This window comes from Gordonia sp. G4 (assembly GCF_057770005.1).
The window spans coordinates 4,184,956-4,210,552 of sequence record NZ_CM173442.1; the positions used below are offsets into that span (position 1 = coordinate 4,184,956).

The 25,597-nt window shown below is 68.7% G+C and carries 20 protein-coding genes; 15 read left to right on the forward strand and 5 right to left on the reverse strand.

Translation table 11 applies throughout. The annotated features are described in order from the left end of the window. Nucleotides 1-197: 197 nt before the first annotated feature. A complete protein-coding gene (locus AC3B5T_RS18850) occupies nucleotides 198-1,049 on the reverse strand; it encodes a thioesterase family protein (protein WP_055474586.1) in 852 nt (283 codons plus the stop codon). A 69-nt stretch (nucleotides 1,050-1,118) separates the two neighbouring features. Continuing rightward, nucleotides 1,119-2,003: a RecB family exonuclease gene (locus AC3B5T_RS18855; protein WP_055474585.1), complete on the reverse strand. Its 885-nt coding sequence runs from the start codon at nucleotides 2,001-2,003 to the stop codon at nucleotides 1,119-1,121. 201 nt (nucleotides 2,004-2,204) lie between these two features. On the opposite strand from AC3B5T_RS18855, the gene AC3B5T_RS18860 reads away from it, so the two are divergent. The 3 genes from AC3B5T_RS18860 to AC3B5T_RS18870 all read left to right on the forward strand — a co-directional run bounded on the left by AC3B5T_RS18860 (nucleotide 2,205) and on the right by AC3B5T_RS18870 (nucleotide 7,674). Next, nucleotides 2,205-3,035 carry a tRNA (adenine-N1)-methyltransferase gene (locus AC3B5T_RS18860; RefSeq protein ID WP_055474584.1) on the forward strand — a complete coding sequence of 277 codons (831 nt, stop codon included), beginning with the start codon at nucleotides 2,205-2,207 and terminating at the stop codon, nucleotides 3,033-3,035. Nucleotides 3,036-3,213: 178 nt separating this feature from the next. Next, complete coding sequence (gene arc, locus AC3B5T_RS18865) at nucleotides 3,214-5,004, forward strand: proteasome ATPase (RefSeq protein ID WP_010841084.1); 1,791 nt, start codon at nucleotides 3,214-3,216, stop codon at nucleotides 5,002-5,004. A gap of 117 nt (nucleotides 5,005-5,121) precedes the next feature. Then, nucleotides 5,122-7,674 carry an FHA domain-containing protein gene (locus tag AC3B5T_RS18870; RefSeq protein WP_055474709.1) on the forward strand — a complete coding sequence of 851 codons (2,553 nt, stop codon included), beginning with the start codon at nucleotides 5,122-5,124 and terminating at the stop codon, nucleotides 7,672-7,674. Between the two features lie 38 nt (nucleotides 7,675-7,712). On the opposite strand, the gene AC3B5T_RS18875 is transcribed toward AC3B5T_RS18870, so the two are convergent. Together AC3B5T_RS18875 and glgP are read right to left on the reverse strand one after the other, a co-directional pair. Next, on the reverse strand, nucleotides 7,713-8,138 hold the full coding sequence (locus tag AC3B5T_RS18875) for a nitroreductase family deazaflavin-dependent oxidoreductase (protein WP_488357813.1): 426 nt from the start codon (nucleotides 8,136-8,138) through the stop codon (nucleotides 7,713-7,715). A gap of 117 nt (nucleotides 8,139-8,255) precedes the next feature. Beyond that, a complete protein-coding gene (gene glgP / locus AC3B5T_RS18880; protein ID WP_488357814.1) occupies nucleotides 8,256-10,904 on the reverse strand; it encodes an alpha-glucan family phosphorylase in 2,649 nt (882 codons plus the stop codon). A 67-nt stretch (nucleotides 10,905-10,971) separates the two neighbouring features. On the opposite strand from glgP, the gene dop reads away from it, so the two are divergent. The 11 genes from dop (at nucleotide 10,972) to AC3B5T_RS18935 (ending at nucleotide 23,370) form a co-directional block, all read left to right on the forward strand. Then, nucleotides 10,972-12,471, forward strand: a complete 1,500-nt coding sequence (gene dop / locus AC3B5T_RS18885) for a depupylase/deamidase Dop (RefSeq protein WP_010841088.1) — start codon at nucleotides 10,972-10,974, stop codon at nucleotides 12,469-12,471. Nucleotides 12,472-12,651: 180 nt separating this feature from the next. After that, the gene (locus AC3B5T_RS18890; protein WP_004019064.1) at nucleotides 12,652-12,843 is read left to right on the forward strand and encodes a ubiquitin-like protein Pup; all 192 of its coding nucleotides are present in this window, start codon (nucleotides 12,652-12,654) and stop codon (nucleotides 12,841-12,843) included. Continuing rightward, nucleotides 12,840-13,715 carry a proteasome subunit beta gene (gene prcB, locus AC3B5T_RS18895; RefSeq protein ID WP_055474581.1) on the forward strand — a complete coding sequence of 292 codons (876 nt, stop codon included), beginning with the start codon at nucleotides 12,840-12,842 and terminating at the stop codon, nucleotides 13,713-13,715. The genes AC3B5T_RS18890 and prcB overlap by 4 nt, the downstream gene beginning before the upstream one ends. Then, complete coding sequence (gene prcA / locus AC3B5T_RS18900) at nucleotides 13,712-14,488, forward strand: proteasome subunit alpha (protein WP_055474580.1); 777 nt, start codon at nucleotides 13,712-13,714, stop codon at nucleotides 14,486-14,488. Before prcB ends, prcA begins: the two co-directional genes overlap by 4 nt. Nucleotides 14,489-14,563: 75 nt before the next feature. Next, a complete protein-coding gene (gene pafA / locus AC3B5T_RS18905; protein WP_010841091.1) occupies nucleotides 14,564-15,922 on the forward strand; it encodes a Pup--protein ligase in 1,359 nt (452 codons plus the stop codon). 69 nt (nucleotides 15,923-15,991) lie between these two features. Next, the gene (locus tag AC3B5T_RS18910) at nucleotides 15,992-16,984 is read left to right on the forward strand and encodes a helix-turn-helix transcriptional regulator (protein ID WP_010841092.1); all 993 of its coding nucleotides are present in this window, start codon (nucleotides 15,992-15,994) and stop codon (nucleotides 16,982-16,984) included. Further along, nucleotides 16,984-17,955 carry a helix-turn-helix transcriptional regulator gene (locus AC3B5T_RS18915; RefSeq protein ID WP_055474579.1) on the forward strand — a complete coding sequence of 324 codons (972 nt, stop codon included), beginning with the start codon at nucleotides 16,984-16,986 and terminating at the stop codon, nucleotides 17,953-17,955. Before AC3B5T_RS18910 ends, AC3B5T_RS18915 begins: the two co-directional genes overlap by 1 nt. Before the next feature lie 108 nt (nucleotides 17,956-18,063). Next, nucleotides 18,064-18,336 (forward strand): Sec-independent protein translocase subunit TatA, encoded by a 273-nt coding sequence (tatA, locus tag AC3B5T_RS18920; RefSeq protein ID WP_055474578.1) that lies wholly within the window; start codon nucleotides 18,064-18,066, stop codon nucleotides 18,334-18,336. 93 nt (nucleotides 18,337-18,429) lie between these two features. Then, the gene (tatC, locus tag AC3B5T_RS18925; RefSeq protein ID WP_010841095.1) at nucleotides 18,430-19,350 is read left to right on the forward strand and encodes a twin-arginine translocase subunit TatC; all 921 of its coding nucleotides are present in this window, start codon (nucleotides 18,430-18,432) and stop codon (nucleotides 19,348-19,350) included. Further along, nucleotides 19,347-22,154 carry a DEAD/DEAH box helicase gene (locus AC3B5T_RS18930; RefSeq protein WP_055474577.1) on the forward strand — a complete coding sequence of 936 codons (2,808 nt, stop codon included), beginning with the start codon at nucleotides 19,347-19,349 and terminating at the stop codon, nucleotides 22,152-22,154. Before tatC ends, AC3B5T_RS18930 begins: the two co-directional genes overlap by 4 nt. Nucleotides 22,155-22,419: 265 nt before the next feature. Beyond that, nucleotides 22,420-23,370: a DUF4333 domain-containing protein gene (locus AC3B5T_RS18935; protein WP_014926740.1), complete on the forward strand. Its 951-nt coding sequence runs from the start codon at nucleotides 22,420-22,422 to the stop codon at nucleotides 23,368-23,370. A 39-nt stretch (nucleotides 23,371-23,409) separates the two neighbouring features. Here the strand turns inward: AC3B5T_RS18935 and AC3B5T_RS18940 are convergent, their stop codons facing one another. Next, nucleotides 23,410-24,366 carry a 5'-3' exonuclease gene (locus AC3B5T_RS18940; protein ID WP_055474708.1) on the reverse strand — a complete coding sequence of 319 codons (957 nt, stop codon included), beginning with the start codon at nucleotides 24,364-24,366 and terminating at the stop codon, nucleotides 23,410-23,412. 54 nt (nucleotides 24,367-24,420) lie between these two features. On the opposite strand from AC3B5T_RS18940, the gene AC3B5T_RS18945 reads away from it, so the two are divergent. Continuing rightward, nucleotides 24,421-25,596, forward strand: a complete 1,176-nt coding sequence (locus tag AC3B5T_RS18945; RefSeq protein WP_055474576.1) for a M24 family metallopeptidase — start codon at nucleotides 24,421-24,423, stop codon at nucleotides 25,594-25,596. The last annotated feature ends 1 nt before the right edge of the window (nucleotide 25,597 follow it).

Sequence of the window (25,597 nt, forward strand, 5' to 3'; positions counted from 1 at the left end):
GCCTCCTCAGGGAGCAGTGGGTGACGCGCTCGCTCGCACCTGAGGGGGCAGTGGGTGGCTGGCTTTGCCCGCACCTGAGGGGGCAGGGGTGGCTGGCTTTGCCCGCACCTCAGGGGGCAGGGGTGGCTGGCTTTGCCCGCACCTGAGGGGCAGTGGGTGGCTGGCACTGCTCGCACCTCGGAACGCAGAAGGCGTGGCTACTGCACCGCGCTGAGCATCACCGTCTGGGCCGACCGCCCGATGTGACCGGAGGCGTCGTAGAGGTCGGCGAAGGTGCTGCCGAACCCGTCCGGGCCGGCGATCATGTGGGCGTCGATCCCGACCCACGGTCCGCTCGGGACGCGCGTCAGGTGCACGGTCGTGTCGGTGTTCATCCAGGTCCACTGGTCCGGGCGCAGTCGGGTACCCAGCCCGTTGGCGACGTCGATGACGGTGAACACCGACTCCAGGTCCTCGGTCTTCTCGCCGGCGACGAGCGGGATCGCCGGGCGCAGCCACACCGCGGGAGTCGAGCCGTTGCGTCCCTCGGCCCGGATCGACTCGATGGTGCCGATGAACCCCAGGGTGCCCCAGTCGACGGCCTCGCCGCTGTCGTCGGAGAAGCCGATCACCGCTGCCGACTCGTCGGGACCGGGAGCCAGGGGAGCGGGACCGTTGGCGATCTCGGCGGTGTCGGCGACGCGCAGTCGCCAGCCCACCGATCGTGCCGCGGCGCGGAACGACCCGTCGGCCTGCTGCACCTGCAGTTCGGTCTCGACGAGGCTGATCTGGCGGCCGGGCCGGATGACCCGGGCGGCGACCCGGTTGATGCCCAACCCGACCGGCCCGAGGATCTCGGTGGTCACCCGCGTGAAGTGCTGGGCCGGGTCGGGCTCGCATCGCAGCAGCGAACGCATCAGGAGGGCCGACGGGGGACCGCCGTGCTGCATGGTCGGCGACCACACGCTCAGCGTGGCGTCGGTCGGACGGAAGTACTCGAAGTCGCCTTCGGAATCAGTGTGGGCAGAGTCCGACGGGGCGTCGACGGGTTCGTAGTACGAGTTCTCCACGCGGTCACCTTATGACTGTCGGCATAGTCACCCGGTACGGGGGCACCCGGACCCCGGTTCCGGTGTCGGTCAGGAGGCGAAACCCGCCGGTGGACCGGGGTACAGCGGGACCTCGCCCCCGAACTCGGGACAGCGGGCGTGGTGCTCGCAGAACTTGCACAGCCACGACTTCTTCGGCGGGAAATCACCCGAGACCACGGCTGCGCGGATCGCCTGCCATATCGCACGCAGGGTGCGCTCGAAACGGAGCAGTTCGTCGTGGTCCGGGCGATAGATCAACTGCTGCCCGTCGGAGAGGTACATCAGTTGCAACCGGGCCGGAACCACCCCGCGGGTGCGCAGGATCGCGAGCGCATAGAACTTCATCTGGAACAGCGCCTTGGCCTCGTAGGCCTGGCCCGGGGATCGTCCGGTCTTGTAGTCGACGACGCGGATCTCACCGGTCGGCGCGACGTCGATGCGGTCGATGAAGCCGCGCATCAGCATGTCGTCGGCGTCGATCTCGACGTGTTCCTCCACCGCGTCGGCGTCGAAGGCGGTGGGGTTCTCCATCGTGTAGTAGGTGGCGATGAGCTTCTGCGCATCCGCGAGGAACGCCTCCTGCCCGTCTACTCCGACGACCTTCGCCAGTTCCGGGTCGCCCTCGCACAGCGCCGCCCAGGCGCCCTCGACCAGCAGCTCGGCCGAATCCTGGGTGCGGAGTTCGGCCGGGAGGTCGAACAGGTTCTCCAGGGCCGCGTGCACGACGGTGCCCCGGGTCTGGGCGGTCGTGGGTGTTTCCGGGAAGCGGTCGATCGCGCGGTAGCGATAGAGGAGGGGGCATTGCTTGAAGTCGGCGGCCCGGGACGGGGACAGGGCCAGCGGCCGCCCGACGATGCCCCGGCCGTCCGACCCGGGGGTGTCCGGTGCCGTTGCCCGCGTCGTGCTGGTGGAGGTGTCCCCGACTCCGGTCATCGTGCTCACCCTTCGCAGGGTAGGCGCCGGTCCCGACAGGCCGGCGTCCCGACACTCGCAGTCGCCACACCGAAAAGTCGCTCGCCGGTCCGGCGGGGCGACACGAGGCGGGTTCGGCCCACGTCGTCGGGTAACGTCCACACGGCCCACGAACCGGCGCCGAGTCGCGCGGGTTCGGATCGTTCACGAGAGGAAGCACCAGTGCCCACCACCGGACCGTTCGTCGTCGGCGACCGGGTTCAGCTGACCGATGCGAAGGGGCGCAAGTTCACGGTGCTGCTCGACGAGGGGAAGCAGTTCCACACCCATCGGGGTGCCATCTCGCACGACGATCTGATCGGCTCGCCCGAGGGCAGCATCGTCTCCGCGACGAGCGGGACCCAGTATCTCGCGTTGCGGCCGCTGCTGGTCGACTACGTGCTGTCGATGCCGCGCGGAGCCCAGGTCATCTACCCCAAGGACGCGGCGCAGATCGTGCTCGAGGGCGACATCTTCCCTGGTGCTCGTGTTCTCGAGGCCGGTGCCGGTTCGGGTGCGCTGACCTGTTCGTTGCTGCGCGCGGTCGGCGCCGAGGGCGAAGTCGTCTCCTACGAGATCCGGGACGACCACGCCGAGCACGCGATCCGCAACGTCGAGACCTTCTTCGGCGGCCGCCCCGGCAACTGGCACCTGACCGTCGACGACCTGGCGAACGTGGACCAGGACGAACGCTTCGACCGGGTCATCCTGGACATGCTCGCGCCCTGGGAACCCCTCGACGTCGTCCGCACGGTGTTGAAACCAGGCGGGGTCTTGACGGTGTACGTGGCGACCGTCACCCAGCTGTCCCGGGTGATGGAAGCCCTGCGCGAGCAGGAGTGCTGGACCGAGCCCCGGGCGTGGGAGACGCTCCTGCGTGAGTGGAGTGCGGTGGGACTCGCGGTGCGGCCGGAGCACAAAATGCAAGGCCACACGGCCTTTCTGATCACCGCTCGGCGCCTGGCCGACGGAACCACCACGCTGCGTCCGCAGCGCCGCCCCAGCAAGGGCTGATCCCGCCGCGGTCGCGGTGAAACATCGCGAATACGTTGCGAAGACGCACATTTAACACACCGTCAACACCGGCGATTGCGCGGCAGACGGCGATTCCGCGTCGCGGCCGGTAGCGTAGGGATACGGCGCGAGCATTCCGATCGAGGGATCGGGTGATTGCCGGCGAGAGGAGTCAGCAATGACCGAATCTGACCGCCACGACGCACTGGGGGACCGCGCGGTTCCCGAGAGCGCCAGTGCATCCGACGAGGGCTTCGTCCCCGCCTACACTCCGCCACTGTCGCGGAGCGGCTCGGACCCGTCTGCGCGAGGCGCAGCCGGCCGGCCGGCCGGGGATCTCCAGGAGCGTGTGGACAGCCTCACCGCACGCAACGCGAAGCTGCTCGACACTCTCAAGGAAGCCCGCCAGCAACTCATCGCACTCCGCGAGGAGGTCGACCGTCTCGGTCAGCCGCCGAGCGGGTACGGCGTACTGCTGGACGTGCATCCCGACGCCACCGTCGACGTGTTCACCTCCGGCCGCAAGATGCGGCTGACGTGTTCACCCAACATCGACACCGAGACGCTGACCAAGGGCCAGACCCTGCGCCTGAACGAGGCGCTGACCATCGTCGAGGCCTGTGAGTTCGACACCGTCGGCGAGATCAGCACGCTGCGTGAGGTGCTCGGCGACGGCAAACGCGCCCTGGTCGTCGGCCATGCCGACGAAGAGCGGGTGGTCTGGCTGGCCGAACCGCTCCTCGGCGAGGTCGACGGTGAGGACGGTCTGCGTCGCAAGCTGCGCCCCGGTGACTCGTTGCTCATCGACACCAAGGCCGGCTTCGCCTTCGAGCGGGTGCCCAAGGCCGAGGTGGAGGATCTCGTCCTCGAGGAGGTCCCGGACGTCGGGTACGAGGACATCGGCGGCCTCGGTCGTCAGATCGAGCAGATCCGCGATGCCGTCGAACTCCCGTTCCTGCACAAGGACCTGTTCCGCGACTACCAGCTGCGTCCGCCGAAGGGCGTGCTGCTCTACGGTCCGCCCGGGTGTGGAAAGACGCTCATCGCCAAGGCAGTGGCCAACTCCCTGGCGAAGAAGATCGCGCAGGTGCGCGGCGACGACGCCAAGGAGGCGAAGTCGTACTTCCTCAACATCAAGGGCCCCGAACTGCTGAACAAGTTCGTCGGTGAGACCGAGCGGCACATCCGGCTGATCTTCCAGCGCGCGCGGGAGAAGGCCTCGGAGGGCACACCGGTCATCGTGTTCTTCGACGAGATGGACTCGATCTTCCGCACGCGTGGCTCGGGTGTCTCCTCGGACGTGGAGACCACCGTGGTCCCGCAGCTGCTCAGCGAGATCGACGGCGTCGAGGGCCTCGAGAACGTCATCGTGATCGGTGCGTCGAACCGCGAGGACATGATCGATCCCGCGATCCTGCGTCCGGGACGTCTCGACGTGAAGATCAAGATCGAACGTCCCGACGCCGAGTCGGCGATCGACATCTTCTCGAAGTACCTGACCGAGGAGCTGCCGATCCACGCCGACGACATCGGCGAGTTCGGCGGTGATCGCACGGCCTGCGTCAACGCGATGATCGAGAAGGTCGTCGAGCGGATGTACGCCGAGAGCGAGGACAACCGGTTCCTCGAGGTCACCTACGCCAACGGCGACAAAGAGATCATGTACTTCAAGGACTTCAACTCCGGCGCGATGATCCAGAACGTCGTCGACCGCGCCAAGAAGTACGCGATCAAGTCGCAACTCGACACAGGTGCGCCAGGTCTGCGTGTGCAGCATCTCTTCGATTCCATCCTCGACGAGTTCGCGGAGAACGAGGATCTGCCCAACACGACCAACCCCGACGACTGGGCCCGGATCTCGGGCAAGAAGGGCGAGCGGATCGTCTACATCCGCACCCTGGTCACGGGCAAGAGCGCGGGCGCGAGCCGCGCCATCGACACCGAGACGAACACGGGCCAGTACCTGTAACGACCGACACATCCGCCGAGCAGACAGCCGACTCCGACGGGGTCGGCTGTCTGCTCGACAGAACCGCGTGAACAGCGCGTTCAGGCACTAGAGTTGTCGGCGATGAACAACACATCGATGGCGCGTGGACGAGTGATCGTCGACGGTGGGGCACCGCATCCACTGGGCGGGTCCCCGCGCGTCACCCTCGGGCGCGAGCCCGACAACGACATCGTGATCAACCACCCGATGGTGTCGCGCCGGCATCTGGCCATCGAGTGGCGCGGGGCGGCCTGGTGTCTGGTCGACATCGGGAGCACGAACGGCTTTTTCGTCAACGGTCAGCGGATGGCCGAGTTCATGGTGCCGGGCTCGATGCAGGTGCGCCTCGGCGACGTGACGACCGGTCCGGTCGTCGATCTCGTGGTCGACTCGCCGGCTCCCGGTCGCGGTGTGCCGCCCCGGCCGGTTCCGCCGGTCTCGCGCCCGATGCAGTCGGGCCATCCCGCGTCGGGTCCCCGCTCGGCGGGTTTCCCGCCCGCCGGAGTCCCGGCCTCCGGGCAGATGCCCGCGCGCGCACCCGGCGGATACGTCCGTCCCGGCGACCGCGCCGGAAGCGGAGCGGGCGGGCGGGTATTCGGCGGCACGGATCCGATGCCGCAGGAAGTGTTGAACGCGCCGCATCTGCAAGCGCTGCAGCAGAACGTGTCCGCGGTCTACCGGCTGCCCGGCGCGCCGACTCCGCCGGAGCGCGAGTCGATCTCACTGCGCGGGGTCCAGCGGATCGGTCGCACCCCCGACAACGACATCGTGGTCAGCGATGTGCTGGCGTCGCGGCATCACGCGCAGGTGTCCAGCCGCGGGGCCGCCCTCGTCATCGAGGATCTCGGCAGCGTCAACGGGACCTTCGTCAACGGCCGGCGGGTGTCGAGCGCCCCGCTGACCGACGGTGACGTCGTCACGATCGGCAACAGCGATTTCGTGGTGTCCGGCGGCACCCTGATGCGCGGCCAGGAGAGTGCCGCGGTCGCAGACGGGCTCCATGTCCATGGGGTCAGCCTCGTCGTCGACGGCGGGAAGCGATTGCTGGCCGACGTCGAGTTCAGTGCCAGTCCCGGCACGTTGACCGCGGTGATCGGCCCGTCGGGCGCGGGTAAGTCGACGGTGTCGAGGATCGCGGCCGGACTCAACTCGCCGACGAGCGGCCTGGTCACCTTCGAGAGCCGCAACGTGCACGCCGAGTACGACGCGCTGCGCACCCGCATCGGCATGGTGCCGCAGAAAGACGTGCTGCACCACAAGCTGACGCTACGACAGGCGTTGCGTTATGCCGCGGAACTGCGCCTGCCACCCGACCTCTCGAAGGCCGACCGGGACCGCGTGATCGACGGGGTGCTCAGTGAGCTGCAGCTGACCGAGCACGTCGACACCAGGGTGGAGAAGCTGTCCGGCGGCCAGCAGAAGCGTGCGTCGGTGGCCATGGAACTGCTGACGGGCCCGTCGCTGCTGATCCTCGACGAGCCGACCTCCGGTCTCGATCCCGCTCTCGACCGCCAGGTGATGGCCACGCTCCGCCGGCTCGCCGACGCCGGACGTGTGGTTCTCGTGGTCACGCACTCACTGACCTACCTGTCCATGTGCGACCAGGTGCTGCTGCTCGCCCCCGGCGGCAAGACATCCTTCTGCGGCCCGCCCGGACAGGTCGAGGGCGAGATGGGCACCTCCGACTGGGCCGAGATCTTCGCCTACGTCGCCGACCAGCCGGACACCGCGCACATGCGGTACCTGGACCGGCACCGCCGCGCACCCGCTCCACCGCCGCCCCAGCGTCCTCCCGGCCCGCCGATACCGGTGCCGCACACGAGCTTCCCCCGCCAGTCGTCGACCATCGCCCGACGTCAGGTACGGCTGATCTTCGCCGACGTAGGCTACCTGGTGTTCCTCGTGTTGCTGCCGGTCGTGTTGGGGTTGCTCACGCTTGTGATCCCGGGTTCGAGCGGATTCGCGCGTCTCGAGGTGATCCCCAACGCGCCTCCACCCAAGGACGGCGCGGAGGCGATCCAGATCCTGGTCGTGCTCGTCGTCGGCGCGGCGTTCATGGGTGCGGCACTGACCGTGCGCGATCTGGTCGGTGAGCGCGACATCTTCGAGCGCGAGCGTGCGGTCGGATTGCGGCCCGGCGCATACCTTTTCGCGAAGATCGTCGTGTTCTTCGTCGCCGCGGTCCTGCAGACGATCATCATGGTCGGCATCACCTTCGCCGGTCGCGGGCTGCCCGACTTCGGCGGACCGATCCTGCCGCCGCCGCTCGCGTTGCTGGTCGCGGTGGCTGTCCTGGCCTGTGTGAGCACGCTGGTCGGACTGGCCATCTCGTCGGCCGTGAAGTCCAACGAGCAGGTCATGCCGCCGCTGGTCATCGTCGTGATGGTCCAGTTGGTGTTCTGCGGCGGGCTCTTCAAGCTCGACGGCGTCGGGCTGGAGCAGTTGTCGTGGATCTTCCCGTCCTTCTGGGGCTACGTGGCCGCGGCCGGCAGTGTCGACCTCTACAGCATCAATGTCGCCGCCCCGCAGCGAATCACGCTGTGGGAGACGTCGATCGCCCACACCGCGCTGGCGTACGGGGTGCTCGCGGTGATCAGCGCGCTGCTGCTCGCGTTCACCTACTCGCGTCTGCGTCTGAAGAAGCGCTGACGCCCGGTCTCACTAAACGCTGACCGCGGGTCCGTCCCTCAGGCGTCCCGCATCGTGGCGCACAGCACCTTCCGGTCGGCGTCGAGACGATCGGGGAGTGGTATCGCACTGAGCGACGCCGGTTCGACGCGCACGTTCTCGATCCGGTGCCGCCGGCCGCGGTGCCGCACCGTGGCTCCCTGCGCGGCGATCACATTGGCCACCCAGTCCGATCCGGTGCCGTAGTTCAGGACGACCCAGAATCGGTGATCCGATACGACGGCCATGACCGGCGTGCGGTGGCGACGCCCACTACGACGGCCCACGTGCTCGATCACCGCCATGCCGGGCACCCGTCCGGCCCAGAGCCGCACGACCGGATTGGTCACGTACTTGTTCAGCACGGCGACCAGGCGCATCCGGCGCTGACCCAGCAGCGAGGCGATCCGCGAGGCCGTCCGAGCGACCGCTGACGACAAGGCCATTCGCTTCTCCCGTCACCGCACCGTCCGATCAGTGTGGCGGCACGACGCGGGTGGCGACATCCGGGACAACCCTGAATTCTCCTCCGGTGTCCGGCGGATCTGACCCACGGCCGCCGGTCAGGCCAGGTGTGGACTCCTACCGGTCGTCGTCGGGAAGCGCACCAGGCCGAGTTCGGATTCGGCGGACAGCTGCGGATGACTCGGCAGCACCCGGACGGTGTAGCCGAGTCGGCCCGATGCGGACGGCGGCACGAGTGCGGAGAACACCACCCGGTCCGATGCATCGCGGTCGGGTTCGGGCGTCATGTCGGTGAACGTCGGATCGAGGATGTCATCGTCGTCGCCGACCCGGCCGAGCACGACCTGGACCGCCACCGACTCCGGTGCCAGGTCTCCGAGTGCGACGTGCGCCGTGACGTGGAGGCCGTCCGCGCGCGTCTCGTCCTCGACCCCGGCCACCAGTACCGATGACCACCCGGTCTCCAGCGTCCGGCGGAAGGCCGCGAGGTCGCGTGCACCCGCATACGAGTCGGCGCACGCGGATTCGTAGGCCTTCGCCGCCGGGCAGTAGAGGTCGGTGGTGTAGTCGCGGACCATGCGCGACGCCAGCACTCGCGGCCCCAGTCGGGTGAGCGTGTGACGCATCATCTCCACCCACCGGCGGGGCACCCCGTTCTCGTCGCGGCGGTAGAACAGCGGGATCACCGTCTCCTCCAGGAGCGTGTACAGCGCCTGCGCCTCGAGGTCGTCGCGACGGTGCTCGTCGGCGATGCCCTCCGCGGAGGGGATGGCCCAGCCGTTCTCGCCGTCGGCCATCTCGTCCCACCAGCCGTCGAGAATCGACAGGTTGAGCCCTCCGTTCAGCGCCGACTTCATCCCCGACGTCCCGCAGGCCTCCATCGGCCGCACCGGGTTGTTCAGCCACACATCGCAACCCGCGTAGATGGCGCGAGCCATGGAGATGTCGTAGTCGGGGAGGAACACGATTCGGCCGCGCAGTTCCGGATCCTCGGTGAACCGCACGACCTGCTGGATCAGTGATTTGCCCCCGTCGTCGGCGGGATGCGCCTTGCCCGCGATGACGAGCTGCACCGGCCGATCGGGGTCGGTGAGGATGGCGCGCATGCGATCGGGATCGCGGAGCATAAGGGTGAGGCGTTTGTACGTGGCCGCCCGCCGGGCGAACCCGATCGTCAGCACGTGCGGGTCGAACAGGTCGGCGGTCCAACCCAGTTCGGCTTCGGTGAAGCCCCGCTCGAGGCCGCTGGCGCGAGCACGGCGGCGCACTTCACCGACGAGTCCCGCACGTAACTCCTCATGCGTCTGCCAGATGGTCTCGTCGGACAGGCCCGCATACACCTCGGCCGCGGAATCCTCGTCTCCGCCGGCGAAGTCGCGCCACTGAGGGGCCACCCAGGTCGGACCGTGCACACCGTTGGTGACCGCTCCGATGGGGACGTCGGCGGCGTCGAAACCCGGCCAGAGGTCGGCGAACATCTCGCGACTCACCGCGCCGTGCAGTCGGGAGACCCCGTTGCTGCGTTGTCCGAGCCGAAATCCCATGTGTGCCATGTTGAACACACCCGGGTCGGCCTCGTCGCCGAGTTCGACGACCGTCGCCGCGGCCAGCCCCGGGAGCAGGCGGGACCCGCCACCGTCGTCGGCGTCGAGATACCGGGCCACGAGGTCGGCGGGGAACCGGTCGATACCGGCCGGCACGGGGGTGTGGGTCGTGAAGACGTTCGACGCGCGGACCACCGCCTCCGCGGTGTCGAAGTCGAGACCGCCAGCCACGAGCTCCCGGATGCGTTCCACGCCGAGGAAGCCCGCGTGTCCTTCGTTCATGTGGAACACCGTCGGCTCGTCCCGGCCGGCGATGCGCACGTACTCGCGCAGCGCGCGCACGCCACCGATGCCCAGCAGGATCTCCTGCGCGATCCGGTGCTCCTGGTCGCCGCCGTACAGCCGGTCGGTCACGGCGCGCAGGGCGGCCCCGTCGGGCTGATCGTCGTTGTGGGCGATGTCGGAGTCGAGGAGCAGCAACGGGATTCGCCCCACGGTCGCCACCCACACCTGAGCCGACAGGGTCGCGCCATCGGGCATCGCGACCTCGATGATGACCGGGTCCGCGTCGTCGACGCGGTTGACGCCGCCGCCGGTTCCGTCGTGTTCCCCGCGGTGCAGAAGGGTCAGGGGGAGTTCGGCGGGGTCGTTCACGGGATACCGCTCGATCTGCCATCCGTCGTGGTCGAGGCCCTGGCGGAAGTAGCCGGACCGGTACAGCAATCCGACGCCGATGAGCGGCAGGCCGAGGTCGGAGGCCGCCTTCAGGTGGTCACCGGCGAGGATGCCGAGGCCGCCGGAGTAGATCGGGAGGACCTCCGAGACGCCGAACTCCATGGAGAAGTAGGCGATTCCCCGCGGCACCACCCGGTCCTGCCCGGCACGGTCCTCGCCCGATGATCCCGCCGCGTACCTCTGGAACCACTGCGGTGCGTCGAGATACTCCCGGAGGTCGGCGTATGCGTCGGTCACCCGCGCCACGAAGCCCTCGTCGGCCGCCAGTTCGGCCAGTCGTCGCGGGTCGGCCTCGGCGAGGACCCGGAGCGGATCGCCGGTCGTCGACCACAGGTGCGGATCGATCGTGGCGAACAGTTCCTGGGTGGGGAGGTGCCAGGCCCAGCGCAGGTTGTGCGACAACGGCGCGAGGTCCGCGATGCGGTCGGGCAGCGGGACTCGAACGGTGAACCGGCGGAATGCTTTCACGGCGTCGACCGTACTGCGCACATGCGGTGGTTGCGACCGGCGGCGAATGAACCTCTACCCTCGAAGGATGCAGCGAATCATCGGGACCGAGGTCGAGTACGGAATCTCCGCGCCCGGCGACCCGACCGCGAACCCGATCATGACGTCCACGCAGGCCGTTCTCGCCTACGCCGCGGCCGCGGGAGTGCCGCGCGCGAAGCGGACACGCTGGGACTACGAGGTGGAGTCGCCTCTGCGCGACGCCCGTGGTTTCGACCTCGGCCGCGGGTCCGGGCCGGCTCCGATCATCGACGCCGACGAGATCGGTGCGGCCAACATGATCCTCACCAACGGCGCCCGGCTCTACGTCGACCACGCCCACCCCGAGTACTCCGCCCCCGAGGTCACCGACCCCATGGACGCGGTCATCTGGGACAAGGCGGGCGAGCGCGTGATGGAGGCCGCGGCCCGCCACGTGGCCAGTGTCCCGGGCGCCCCGAAACTCCAGCTGTACAAGAACAACATCGACGGCAAGGGCGCGTCGTACGGCACCCATGAGAACTACCTCATGGCGCGGGACACGCCGTTCACCGCGATCATCGCCGGGCTGACGACCTTCTTCGCCTCGCGCCAGGTGATCACCGGTTCGGGACGGGTGGGCATCGGACAGTCCGGCGACGAGGCCGGTTACCAGCTGTCACAGCGGTCGGACTACATCGAGGTCGAGGTCGGGCTCGAGACCACCCTCAAGCGCGGCATCATCAACACCCGCGACGAACCGCATGCCGATCCCGAGCGGTACCGGCGCCTGCACGTCATCATCGGCGACGCCAACCTCGCCGAGACCTCCACCTACCTCAAGGTCGGGACCACGGCGCTCGTCCTCGATCTCATCGAGGCCGGCGTCGACTTCTCCGACATCGAACTCGCGCGGCCGGTGCAGGCCGTGCACACCATCAGCCACGACCCGACGCTCACGGCGACCGTCGCCCTGACCAACGGCCGCGAACTCACCGGGCTGGCCCTGCAGCGGGAGTATCTGGAACGCTGCCAGAAATTCCACGAGCAGGAACACTCCGACGACGAGCGCGCCGCCCACGTCCTGCAGACGTGGGCCGACGTGCTCGACCGCCTCGAGCGCGATCCGATGGAGTGTGCCGACATCCTGGACTGGCCGGCGAAGCTGCGCATCCTCGAGGGCTTCCGCCAGCGCGAGAACCTGTCGTGGTCGGCGCCGCGCCTGCAGCTCATCGACCTGCAGTATTCCGACGTCCGGCTCGACAAGGGGCTGTACAACCGGCTCGTCGCGCGCGGATCGATGAAGCGGTTGGTCGACGAGAATGACGTGCTCGCCGCGATCAGCGAGCCGCCGCGCGACACGCGGGCCTACTTCCGCGGTGAGTGCCTGCGCCGGTTCGGTGCCGACGTCGCCGCGGCGAGCTGGGACTCGGTCATCTTCGACCTGGGCGGGGACTCGCTGGTCCGCATCCCCACACTGGAACCGCTGCGCGGTACCGCGGCGCACGTCGGCAAGCTCCTCGACTCGGTGAACTCGGCCGCCGAACTGGTGGATCAGCTCACCACCTGACGTGACGCGGGGCTTGTGCCTCGTTCCGCCACACTTGTCGTCCCCACAGGTAGTGTGGGAGCACACGATTCCGCAGGGTCGAGACACCAGGGATCACCGCCGCGACAGCGACACCCGATCCCGACTCTCCCTCGACCGCGGTAGCCCGCCAAGGGGCGATCGGTTTCAAGGAGGCAGCAGATGGCGCAGGAACAGACCAAGCGTGGTGGCGGCGGCGACGACGAGGGCGTGGGCCCCGATTCCGGCGCCGGACAAGAACGTCGCGAGAAGCTGGCCGAGGACACCGACGACCTGCTCGACGAGATCGACGACGTGCTGGAGGAGAACGCCGAGGACTTCGTGCGCGCCTACGTCCAGAAGGGCGGCCAGTGAGCGACAGGTTCGGTTCACTGCCCCCGCTGTCCCAGTCCCGCTCCGCTTTCGGTGCCGACATCTCGTCGTTCACCGACTTCCTCCGGACGCATGCGCCCGAACAGCTCCCGCAGGCGCAGATCGACCGCGTGGGGTCGTTCGCGGGCGGCACCGACGGCGCCGGTGACATCCCGCACGGCACGACGATCGTCGCGGTGTCGTACCCGGGCGGGGTCGTCCTGGCCGGAGACCGCCGGGCGACGATGGGCAATCTCATCGCGACCCGGGACGTCAAGAAGGTCTACATCACCGACGAGTACTCGGCCGCCGGGATCGCCGGCACCGCCGGTATCGCGATCGAGATGGTGCGGTTGTTCACCGTCGAACTCGAGCACTACGAGAAGATCGAGGGCGTCCCGCTGACCCTCGACGGCAAGGTCAGCCGGCTGGCGTCGATGGTGCGCGGCAATCTCGGCGCCGCCCTGCAGGGCCTGGCCGCCATCCCGCTGCTCGTCGGTTACGACATCGATCACGACGACCCGAGCGAACGCGGACGGATCTTCAGCTTCGACGTCGCCGGTGACCGCCACGAAGAGTTCGGCGGGTACACCGCCATCGGCTCGGGGTCGGTGTTCGCCAAGTCGTCGCTGAAAAAGCTGTACCGCGCCGACCTGACCGCCGACGAGGCACTCGCGATCGCCGTCGAGTCGCTGTACGACGCGGCCGACGACGATTCGGCGACCGGCGGGCCCGATCTGGTCCGCAAGATCTTCCCGATGGCCGCGATCGTCGGGGCCGACGGGGCGCGGGAGGTGGACGCGACCGACATCGAGGCGGCGGCGCGTGCCGTCATCGAACGCCGGAGTGCCGAGCACCAGGGGGGTGCACGATGACCTTCCCGTATTACGCCAGCGCCGAGCAGATCATGCGCGACCGCTCCGAGCTCGCCCGCAAGGGCATAGCCCGGGGTCGCAGCGTCGTGATCCTCACCTTTTCCGACGGCGTGCTGTTCGTCGCGGAGAACCCGTCGAACACGCTGCGCAAGACCAGCGAGATCTACGACCGGATCGGATTCGCGGCCGTGGGCAAGTACAACGAGTTCGAGAGCCTGCGCAAGGCCGGGATCCAGATCGCGGACATGCGCGGCTACAGCTACGACCGTGCCGACGTGTCCGGGCTGTCCCTGGCCAACACCTACGCGAACGCACTCGGCAGTGTCTTCACCGAACAGGCCAAGCCGTTCGAGGTGGAACTCTGCGTCGCCGAGGTCGCCCGACCGGGTAAACCGAAGCGTTCGCAGCTCTACCGGATCTCCTACGACGGGTCGATCACCGACGAGACACGCTTCCTCGTGATGGGCGGGGCGACCGAGCCGATCGCGGCCGCGCTCAAGGAGAGCTACGAGCCGGACATGGAACTCGGACGGGCCATCGGTGTCGCGGTCGACGCGCTGACGGCTCCGGCCGACAACGGCGGCGGGACCCCGACCGAACGTCGGGCGTTGGCCGCGGGTGACCTCGAAGTCGCGGTCCTCGACCACAACCGTCCGCGGCGCGCATTCCGGCGCCTCACGACGTCCACGGTCGAAGGTTTGCTCCCGGCGGCCGCGACCGCGACCGCCGATTCCGGCGAATCCCCTGGTGAGACGCCGTCCACCGAACAGTGATGAGAACGCCGCGGCTCGCGGCGGCCGGTGCGTGTCGACCGGTCCGCCGCGGCCCGCGCGAGTAGGGTTGGTCAAGTGCAGCGACGAATCATGGGCATCGAGACCGAGTTCGGTGTCACGTGCACCTTCCACGGCCACCGCCGCCTGAGTCCGGACGAGGTCGCCCGTTATCTCTTCCGGCGGGTCGTATCGTGGGGCCGGTCGTCGAACGTCTTCCTGCAGAACGGCGCCCGCCTCTATCTCGACGTGGGTTCGCACCCGGAGTACGCGACCGCGGAGTGCGACAGCCTCATCCAGCTGATCAACCACGACCGGGCGGGCGAGCTCGTGCTCGAGGACCTGCTCGTCGACGCCGAACAGCGTCTCGCCGACGAAGGCATCGGCGGCGACATCTACCTGTTCAAGAACAACACCGACTCGGCCGGCAACTCGTATGGATGCCACGAGAACTACCTGGTCGTGCGGGCGGGGGAGTTCTCCCGCATCTCCGACGTCCTGCTGCCGTTCCTCGTGACCCGCCAGCTGATCTGTGGCGCCGGCAAGGTGCTGCAGACCCCGAAGGCGGCGACGTTCTGTCTGTCGCAGCGCGCCGAGCACATCTGGGAGGGCGTCTCCTCGGCGACGACCCGGTCGCGTCCGATCATCAACACGCGCGACGAGCCGCACGCCGACGCGGAGAAGTACCGCAGGCTGCACGTCATCGTCGGCGACTCGAACATGTCCGAGATGACGACCCTCCTCAAGGTGGGTTCCGCGGCGCTCGTGCTGGAGATGATCGAGGCCGGCGTCGCGTTCCGTGACTTCGCGCTCGACAACCCGATCCGCGCGATCCGTGAGGTCAGCCACGACCCGACGGGGCGTCGGCCGGTACGACTCGCCGGCGGTCGGCAGGCCAGCGCCCTCGACATCCAGCGCGAGTACCACGCCCGCGCCGTCGAGCACCTCACCAACCGCCGACCGGACCCGGAGATGGACATGGTCGTCGACCTCTGGGGCCGCATGCTCGACGCGGTGGAGAGCAACGATTTCGCCAAGGTCGACACCGAGATCGACTGGGTCATCAAGCGCAAGCTCTTCGAGCGCTACCAGAACCGGTACTCGATGGAACTGTCGGATCCGAAGATCGCGCAACTCGACCTGGCCTTCCACGACATCAAACGCGGCCGCGGCGTCTTCGACGTGTTGATGCGCAAGGGACTGGTCGCCCGGGCGACCACCGACGAGGCGATCAAGACGGCGGTCAACGAGCCGCCGCAGACCACCCGCGCAAAACTTCGTGGCGACTTCATCTCGGCCGCGCAGAAGGCGGGCCGCGACTTCACCGTCGACTGGGTGCACCTCAAACTCAACGACCAGGCGCAGCGGACCGTGTTGTGCAAAGACCCGTTCCGCAGCGTCGACGAGCGCGTCGATCGCCTCATCGCGTCGATGTGAGTGCCCGGGTTACCCGCGAACGCAGCGTGCCTCCGCACGCGGTGAGCGGCCACGTTCTAACCTGACCCGGTGGCAACCCCCAAAGTCGAGCGTCTGCTCAACCTCGTGATCTGCCTGCTGTGGACGCGGCAGTACGTCACCGCGGAGTACATCCGCCGCAACGTTGCCGGCTACTCCGATGACGGGCAGTCCGACGAGGCGTTCAACCGGATGTTCGAACGGGACAAGAACGAGCTGCGGGATCTCGGGATCCCGCTCGTCACCGGCCGGTCGCCGATGGCGGCCGGCGGCGAGGGATACCGCATCGACCGCGACTCCTACGAATTGCCGGAGATCTCCCTGGAATCCGACGAGGCGGCGGCGATCGCCATGGCCGCCGCGCTGTGGGACACGCCGGAGGTCTCGACGCTGTCGCAGACGGCGATCCTCAAGCTGCGGGCAGCCGGGCTCGACGTCCGTTCCGAGGACGATCTGGGGATCACCACGGGCGGGTCGTCGAGATCACTCGGCTCCGAAGAGGTCATCGCGGGCCTTCTCGCCGCGGTCCAGGACAGGCGTGCGGTCGAGTTCCGGCACCGGTCGTCGGCGGCCGCCGCACCGACCACCCGGCGCGTCGAACCGTGGGGAGTGGTGTCGCACCGGGGCCGCTGGTACGTCGTCGGTCACGACCGCGATCGCGACGCCACCCGGACGTTCCGGCTGTCGCGGATCACGGCCGTCTCCGCGGTCGGTGCCGCCGACGCCGTCGTGGTGCCGGCGGGCACCGATCTCCAGCAGATCGTCTCGGCGGCTGTCGATTCCGCTTCTGGTTCCGACGGCCGCACCGCGCGGATCTGGGTCGCGGCCGACCGGGCGTTTGGCCTCCGCCGGGCCGCGACGGCGACCGAGCCCGCCGACCTCGACGGCGATCCCGGCGACATCGTGACCCTGGAGATCCACTCGCTGACCACGGTCGCACGCATGGTCCTGGGTGTGGGCCGCGACGCGGTCGTCCTGGACCCGCCGGAGCTGCGCGACCTCGTCATCGCGAGCCTCGACCGCCTCAGCGGGGTGACGGTCTGATGGCCGCCGCAGCACCGTCCCGCCTCAACCGCCTGCTGGCGATGGTCCCGTACTTCCAGGCCCGCCGCGGCATCTCGATCGTCCAGGCCGCCGCCGAACTCGGTGTGACCCAGGCGCAGCTCACGAAGGATCTCGAACTCCTCTTCGTCTGCGGACTCCCCGGGTACTACCCCGATGACCTCATCGAACTCGAGTTCAGTGAGGGTTACGTGACGGTCGGGTTCACCGCGGGCATGGACCGGCCCCTGCGGCTGACCACCGTGGAGGCCAGCACGCTCCTCGTCGCACTGCGAGCGCTCGTCGAGACGCCGGGAGTCGTCGATGTGGCGGCGGCTCGTCGGGCGATCGCGAAGATCGAGCAAGCGGTGGGTGCGACGGTGCCCGGGGTCGCCGGTGCGTCCGACTCGGCTCCCGATCCGTCGGGGGAGAACCCCACCTACACGACGATCCGCGAGGCCACCAAGCACGCTCGTGCACTGCGCCTTCGCTACTACTCGGCCGGCCGCGACAGCGTCACCGACCGGGTGGTCGACCCGATCCGTCTGCAGGTCATGGATCAGCACACTTATCTCGAGGCGTGGTGCCGGATGGCCGAGGGCGTGCGGTTGTTCCGCTTCGACCGCGTCGACACCGCGTCGGCCCTGGACGAACCGAGCCGTCCGCCGGCCGAGGCCGCGTCGTCGAATCAGTCGGTGCTGGTGGCCGAGAACCCCGATCTCCCGGCTGTCGAGATCGAGATCGACGCCGACCATCTGTGGATCCTCGACTACTACCCGCTCGAACCCGTCGAGAAGGTCGAGGACCGGCCCGACGCCGACCTGCCGGTCCGCGCCCGGCTCGTCTACGGCTCGCCGGAGTGGCTCACCCGGTTCCTGCTCGGATTCGGTGGAGCCGTCCGGGTCGTCGACGCGCCGGCCGTCGCCGCGGCGGTCGCCGACACCGCGACCGCGGCACGCAGGCGATATCGCTGAGGACCGCCCACCGCTGGGCCGGGCGGATCATCCGGTCGGGCCCGCTCCCCGCCGGGCGCGACTCAGGTAGCATTGGACACTGTCTGATCCGAACTGAAGGGTGATCTCATGGGCTTCACGTCATGGTGGCACTGGGCGATCGTTGCCATTGTGCTGCTGATCCTGTTCGGCTCGAAGAAGTTGCCGGACGCCGCCCGAGGTCTGGGACAGTCGCTGCGCATCTTCAAGAGCGAGGTCAAGGAGATGCAGAAGGACGACGACAAGGACTCGCAGGCCACCGCCGACGCGACGCCGGCCGACCCGTCGCGCCGTGAGCTGCCCGCGGGTGACTCCACCCAGGCCGCCACGCAGCGCGACGCCGACGTCAAGAAATCGGCATAGGGGCGCGTCGGAGCATCGCCAGTGCGCACTCTTCCGATTCCCCGACGTCTCGACCCCCGGCAGCGCAAACGAAAGCTCAACCCCGACGGCACCATGTCGTTGGTCGAGCACCTGTACGAGTTGCGCACTCGTATGGTCATCTCGATGCTGGCCATCATCGCCACGACGATCCTCGGGTTCCTCTGGTACAGCCACGGCTTCCTCGGCATCTCCTCGCTCGGTGACATGCTGCGCGGTCCGTACTGTGATCTGCCGCCATCGTCGCGTGCCTCGCTGACCGCCGACGATTCCTGTCGCCTTCTGGCGACCGGGCCGTTCGACCAGTTCATGCTTCGCCTCAAGGTGGCGCTCACCGCCGGTGTCGTGATGGCCTGCCCGGTGTGGATCTACCAGATCTGGCAGTTCATCACCCCCGGTCTCCACGACCACGAACGCCGATACGGCATCCTGTTCGTGGCGATGGCGACGACCCTGTTCGTCAGCGGCGCGGTGCTGGCCTACCTGGTGGTCGCCAAGGCCTTCGACTTCCTGTTGACCGTCGGCAACGAGGTCCAGGTCACGGCCCTGGCCGGTGACCAGTACTTCGGATTCATGCTCAACGTGCTCGTGATCTTCGGCGTGAGTTTCGAACTCCCGCTCCTCATCATCGCGCTCAACGTGGTGGGAGTGCTGACCTACGCCCGGTTGAAGAGCTGGCGGCGCGGCCTCATCTTCACGGTCTTCGTCTTCGCGGCCATCGTCACGCCGGGCCAGGACCCGTTCACGATGCTGGCCCTGGCGCTCGCGCTCACCGTCCTGCTCGAGTTCGCGATCCAGTTCGCGCGCATCTTCGACAAGCGCAAGGCGAAGAAGGCGTCGGCCTGGGCGGACCTCTCCGACGACGAGGCCAGCCCGCTGCCGCCGACGAAGCCGATCGCTCCGGCGTCGCCGATCCCGGCGCCGGCGAACCATGTCGGCGCCGGCGCCACCCGCACGTCGACGCGGGCGCGCGCGACCTTCGACGACGTCCTGTGACACAACTCGACTCGTTCACGTCGAGACTCGCTTTCCGGCTCGACGACTTCCAGCTCCGCGCGTGCGAGGCGCTCGAAGGCGGGCACGGTGTGCTGGTGTGCGCGCCGACCGGCGCGGGCAAGACCATCGTGGGTGAGTTCGCCGTGCATCTGGCGCTGGCCGGGGGCACGAAGTGCTTCTACACCACGCCGATCAAGGCGCTCAGCAATCAGAAGTACAACGACCTGGTGGCGGTCCACGGGGCCGAGTCGGTCGGGTTGCTGACCGGCGACAGCTCGATCAACCCCGATGCGCCGGTCGTCGTGATGACGACCGAGGTCGTGCGCAACATGATCTACGCCGAGTCACGAGCTCTGGACGGGTTGTCGCACGTCGTCATGGACGAGGTCCACTTCCTGGCAGACCGGTTCCGCGGGGCGGTGTGGGAAGAAGTCATCCTGCACCTCGAACCATCGGTTCGGGTGGTGAGCCTGTCGGCGACGGTGAGCAACGCCGAGGAGTTCGGCGACTGGATTCAGACGGTTCGCGGCGACACCTCGGTGATCGTGGACGAGCACCGGCCGGTGCCGCTGTCCCAGCACATGCTCGTCGGGCAACGGTTGTTCGACCTGTTCGACCCCGCCGACACCGGTCCGGCACGCAAGGCCGGTACCCGGCCCCGGGTCAATCCGGAACTGAAACGCCAGATCCGGCACCGGATCCTGATGGCCGACGACGAGCGGGAGTCGTCGCGCGGCCGTGGACGCGGTCGCGGCAGCGGACCCCGGCGTGACGGACGGGGACCGGCGCTGTCGCGGCCGAACCTCGTCACGCGTCTCGACCGGGAGGGCCTGCTCCCGGCCATCGGCTTCATCTTCTCGCGCGTCGGATGCGACGCCGCCCTGGCGCAGTGTCTGCGGTCGGGTATCTCGCTCCTCACCCCCGCGGAGATCGGCGAGGTCGACGCGATCGTCGACCGCCATCTCACCGAACTGTCGCCGACCGACCTCGATGTGCTGGGTGTGCACGAATGGCGAGAGGGGTTGCGCCGGGGGCTGGCCTCGCACCACGCGGGCATGCTCCCGACGTTCCGGCACACCGTCGAAGAGCTGTTCGTGCGGGGCCTGGTGCGGATGGTGTTCGCCACCGAGACGCTCGCGCTCGGCATCAACATGCCCGCGCGCTCGGTGGTCCTCGAACGTCTGGTCAAGTACAACGGTGAAGCCCATGTCGATCTGACCCCCGGCGAGTTCACGCAGCTGACCGGGCGGGCGGGTCGCCGCGGGATCGACGTCGAGGGCCACGCGGTCGTCGTGTGGACACCCGAGGTGGTACCCGAGGAGGTGGCCGGACTCGCAGGCGCGCGTACCTTCCCGCTGCGCAGCTCGTTCTCGCCGGAGTACAACATGGCGGTCAACCTGCTCGGACGGCTGGGTCTCGACGGTGCCCGCGAGCTGCTGCATCGGTCGTTCGCGCAGTTCCAGGCCGACCGGTCGGTTGTGGGACAGGCGCGCAAACTGGACGAGGCCCAGCGGGCGCTGCGCAAGCTCGACGGCGAGCTGGCGCGCACGGCGCAGGCGCGAGGGCTGGAACCTGCTGAGGCCGAAGCCGATTCGGAAGACGAGCCCTATGCCGGTTTTCTCGGATACGTCACGCTGCGCGAGGACATCCGCAGCCGCGAACGCGATCTCAAGTTCCGCAGGCGCACCGACACGCACGACGCCATCACCGCGGACCTGGCCGCGCTCAAACGCGGGCATGTCATCGGCGTACCCGTCGGACGGCACCGCGGTCTGGCGGTCATCATCGAACCGGCTACGCAGGCGCAGGATCCCAAGCCGCTCGTACTGACCGAGGACGCCTGGTGCGGTCGCGTCGGTACCCGCGACTTCGTCAATCCGCCCGAGGTGCTGGGCAACATGCGACTGCCGAAGAACGCCGACCGTCGCACCGGTCGCGGCCGACGCGATCTGGCGTCGGCGTTGCGATCGACCGGCATCGAGATGCCGCGCGGACGGCAGAAGAAGCGCGCCGACGCCGCCGACGACACCGAGCTCGCGCGCCTTCGACGCACCCTGCGTGCGCATCCGGCGCATCAGTTGCCGAACGGTGACGAGTTGTTCCGGCTCGCCGAACGCCGCAACCGGTTGCTGCGCGACATCGTCAACGCCGAGCGCAGCATCGGGGACCGGACGTCGACCCTTGGCGTCACGTTCGATCACATCGTCGGTGTCCTCAGCGAGTTGGGCTATCTCGAGCGCGTCGCCGAATCGACCGAGTCCACCGGCCACACGATGCTGGTGACCGACTCGGGCAAGCTGCTCGGCCGCATCTACAGCGAGAGCGACCTGGTGGTGACCGAGTGCATCCGGGCCGGCGTCTGGGACGATCTCTCCGCGCCCGATCTCGCCGCGGTGGTCGCGGCACTGGTCTACGAGAGCCGGCGCGACAGTTACAGCGGAGTCGATGCTCTTCCGGGCAGCAGCTCGATGCGCGCCGCGATGGCGGCGACGGTCGGGATCTGGTCGCGGGTCACCGCGGTGGAGCAGCGGCATCGGGTGAGTCCGACACGCGAACCCGACACCGGATTCTCCGTCGCCGTGGCGACGTGGGCATCGGGCCGTTCGCTCGGCGAGGCCCTGCTCCTGGCAGGCGAACGCGGACAACTCCTCTCGCCGGGGGACTTCGTGCGGTGGAACCGGCAGGTCGTGGATCTTCTCGAACAGATCCGGCTCGGGGTGGGGTCCGACACCCGTCTCGGTGGGACGGCCCGGGCAGCGGTCAAGGCGATCCGTCGCGGGGTGGTCGCTGCCGAACTCGGCTGATCGTTTCGGCCGAACTCGGCTGATCGTTTCGGCCGAACTCGGCTGATTATTTCAGCCGAACTCGGGTACATGCATCGGTCGGTCGGCGGGTGTCGGTTCACCGGACGACGCGCCCGCGGGGCGCGTGCGATGTTTGCTGATAGTCCCAGGCAGCTGAGGTAACGTTCATCCCGCATCCGGTGTCGGCGTGCCCGCCTCGATACCGCCGCGACGTCACAGTTCGCCGACACCCGTCGCCGGGTGAACGGCCGAGTGGGAGGGATTCATGACCGACCCGTACAACCCCAACCCGTCCCAACCGAATCCCCCCGGCCCACATTCTTCCGGCCCCGATCCGCAAGCCGGCCCGCGAGCGTCCGGAGACCAGTCGGGTCCGGACGGCAAGACCGAGATCGTGAACCTCCCCGGCGCCGGCCAGGCCGGCGCACCACCGGCCGACCCGACCACCATGGCGCCGAACCCGGCCGCGCAGACCCCGGGTTACGGCCAGCCGCAACAGGATCCGTATCAGCAGAACCCTTACCAGCAAGCGGGTGGACCTGCGGGGCAGCCTCCCCATTCCGGTCCGGCCCAGTCCCAGCCGACGCAGGTCGGCAACCCCGGACAGTACGGTCAGCCCGGTGGTCAACAGTATGGCCAGCCGGGTGCCCAGTACGGCGCCGACCAATATGGTGCACCGGGGCAGTACGGTGCCCCAGGGCAGTACGGGGCCGGCCAGTACGGGGCGCCCGGACAGGGGCAGTACGGCCAGCAGCCCTACGGCCAGAACCCGCAGGGCGCCACGGGACCGAATGCGCAGAACCCCTACGGCCAACAGCCCTACGGTCAGAACCAGTACGGTCAGAATCCGTACGGTGGCGGCGATCAGTTCAGCGGGATGGCGGCCGGGAAGTCGAACAAGACCGCCCGGACACTGATGTTCGTCGGCGGCGGCGCGCTGATCCTCATCGCCGCGATCGTGCTGATCACCGCGTTCCTCTTTCCCGGGTGGGCACCGAAGAACCTCGACCAGCAGGCTGCGCAGGACGGTGTGCAGCAGATCCTCACCGAGGATTATCAGGCCAGCGACGTCTCCGATGTGCAGTGCCCGTCGGGTCAGCGGGTCGAGACCGGTGCGTCGTTCACCTGCTCGGTCACCGTCGGCGGTCAGCAGCAGCAGGTCACCGTCACGTTCATCGACGACGACGGCCGCTACGAGGTCTCACGCCCGAGCTGACCGGCAAGGGGCCTCAGCCGGCTGTCACCCTCAGGGGCCTCAACCGGCCTGGGGCCAGCCGAGGGCCTTGGCGAGCCGCCCCACCGACGCCCCGATGCCCAGTTCCTCGACGAGTTCGGCGAGAGCTGCGGGGTCGGCGGGTTCGGCCGGCAATACATCCGACCCGCTGTCGATCGTCTCGGCGTCGGTGCGCACCGAGACGACGATTCGCGCCGCCTGCAGGTAGTCGACCGACGCGAGCAGTGACTTCCGGCTACGGGTCGGCACCGTCGACGACGGGTCGGCGGCAGCCGCCTCGAGTGCATCGAGGCTGCCGTACTCGCTGATCAGCTTCGCCGCGGTCTTCTCACCGATGCCGGCCACGCCCGGCAGCCCGTCCGAGGGATCCCCGCGCAACATCGACATCTCCGCGTAGCCGATCCCGGCGCGATCGACCGGCACGCCGTACTTCTCGGCGACCTCCACCGGCCCCATCATCTCGGCCTTGGCCAGGCCGCGGCCGACGTACAGGACGCGCACCGGGACCGGATCATCGGCGACCACCTGCAGCAGATCCCGATCACCGCTGACCACGATGACCGGATCCTCCGCCTCGTCATAGGCGAGCGTGCCGATCACGTCGTCGGCCTCACAACCGACGGCGCCCGAGGTCGCGATACCCGAAGCCGCCAGGACGGCCATGATCATGTCGACCTGCGGGGTGAGCGTGTCGGGCACCTCTTCGACGTCGATGTCCCTGCCCTCGACGTCGGTACCGCCGTCGGGAACCGCCACCCGGTGGGCCTTGTAGGTGGGGATCAGGTCGGTGCGGAACTCCGGGCGCCAGTCCAGGTCCAGGCACACCACCAGTCGCGTGGGTCGTTCGCGCACCACGAGATTGGCGATCGTGTCGAGGAAGCCCCGCACCGCGTTGACCGGGCGTCCGTCCGGGCTGGTCATCTTCTCCGGCAGGGCGAAGAACGATCGGAACCACAGGCTCGCGCCGTCGAGCAGCATCAACGAATCCGTCACCCCCACACTCTGTCATGAGTCGGCGGTAGTCTTCGTCGCATGGCATCTGGGACCGGAACAGCACGGGTGGCGACGTCGAAGGCGGGGGCCGCGCCGCTCTTCGGCGCAGAGGTGTACCGCGACCGGGTTCGCCGTGCCGCCGAACTCACCCGCGCCGCGGATCTGGACGCGCTCGTCGTCGCTCCCGGACCGGACCTGCGCTACCTGGTCGGGTCACGGGCGGAGACCTTCGAACGGCTCACCGCGCTCGTGATCCCCGCGACCGGCGACCCACGGCTCGTCATCGCGCGCCTCGAGGTCCCGTCGCTGTCCTCCTCGGCGGTGGGCGATCTCGACATCGAGGTGGCCGACTGGGTCGACGGTGACGACGCCCATGCGCTGGCACTGGCCGGGTTGCCCTCGCAGCCGCGCATCGCCGTCTCCGACTCCATGCCCGCCCTGCACGTGATCCCGCTCGCCCGGCACACCGGCGCCACACCGCAATTGGCGACCGACGTACTGCGCGAGCTCCGAATGATCAAGGATGCCGCGGAAATCGACGCACTCCGCCGTGCGGGTGCCGCGATCGACCGGGTGCACGCGCGGATGGGCGACTGGTTGATCCCCGGCCGCACCGAACGGGAGGTCGCCGCCGACATCGCCGCCGCGATCCTCGAGGAGGGGCACACCGAGGCGGCGTTCATCATCGTCGGGTCCGGCCCCAACGGCGCCGATCCCCACCACGAGTTCTCCGACCGGGTCATCGAGCGGTCCGACATCGTCGTCGTCGACATCGGCGGTCCGGTCGAGCCGGGTTACAACTCCGACTCCACGCGCACCTACTGCTTCGACGACCCGCCCGCCGACATCGCGGATGCCTACGCCGCGCTGCTCGAGGCGCAGCGTGCGGCCGTGGCCGCCGTCCGGCCCGGGGTGAGCGCGTCGTCGATCGATGCCGCGGCTCGCGATCTCCTCGCCGCACGCGGCCTGGCCGAGCGGTTCATCCACCGCACCGGGCACGGGATCGGGCTGTCGGTGCACGAGGAGCCCTACATCGTCGGCGGCAACGACATCCCGCTGCGGGCCGGAATGGCGTTCAGCGTGGAGCCGGGGGTGTACGTGTCCGGGCATTGGGGAGCCCGGATCGAGGACATCGTGATCGTCACCGACGACGGCTGCGAGTCCGTCAACAACCGCCCGCACGAACTGGTCCGGCTGGACGGATCGAACTCCTAGG

Excerpts from the sequence above, each read along its gene's own strand:
- AC3B5T_RS18945 (WP_055474576.1), top strand. The coding sequence starts at position 24,421 with ATGGCATCTGGGACCGGAACAGCACGGGTGGCGACGTCGAAGGCGGGG.
- AC3B5T_RS18870 (WP_055474709.1), top strand. The coding sequence starts at position 5,122 with ATGGCGCGTGGACGAGTGATCGTCGACGGTGGGGCACCGCATCCACTG.
- prcA (WP_055474580.1), top strand. The coding sequence starts at position 13,712 with ATGACCTTCCCGTATTACGCCAGCGCCGAGCAGATCATGCGCGACCGC.
- dop (WP_010841088.1), top strand. The coding sequence starts at position 10,972 with ATGCAGCGAATCATCGGGACCGAGGTCGAGTACGGAATCTCCGCGCCC.
- tatC (WP_010841095.1), top strand. The coding sequence starts at position 18,430 with ATGTCGTTGGTCGAGCACCTGTACGAGTTGCGCACTCGTATGGTCATC.
- AC3B5T_RS18890 (WP_004019064.1), top strand. The coding sequence starts at position 12,652 with ATGGCGCAGGAACAGACCAAGCGTGGTGGCGGCGGCGACGACGAGGGC.
- AC3B5T_RS18915 (WP_055474579.1), top strand. The coding sequence starts at position 16,984 with ATGGCCGCCGCAGCACCGTCCCGCCTCAACCGCCTGCTGGCGATGGTC.
- AC3B5T_RS18855 (WP_055474585.1), bottom strand. The coding sequence starts at position 2,003 with ATGACCGGAGTCGGGGACACCTCCACCAGCACGACGCGGGCAACGGCA.
- AC3B5T_RS18875 (WP_488357813.1), bottom strand. The coding sequence starts at position 8,138 with ATGGCCTTGTCGTCAGCGGTCGCTCGGACGGCCTCGCGGATCGCCTCG.
- AC3B5T_RS18940 (WP_055474708.1), bottom strand. The coding sequence starts at position 24,366 with ATGCTGCTCGACGGCGCGAGCCTGTGGTTCCGATCGTTCTTCGCCCTG.
- tatA (WP_055474578.1), top strand. The coding sequence starts at position 18,064 with ATGGGCTTCACGTCATGGTGGCACTGGGCGATCGTTGCCATTGTGCTG.
- arc (WP_010841084.1), top strand. The coding sequence starts at position 3,214 with ATGACCGAATCTGACCGCCACGACGCACTGGGGGACCGCGCGGTTCCC.
- AC3B5T_RS18935 (WP_014926740.1), top strand. The coding sequence starts at position 22,420 with ATGACCGACCCGTACAACCCCAACCCGTCCCAACCGAATCCCCCCGGC.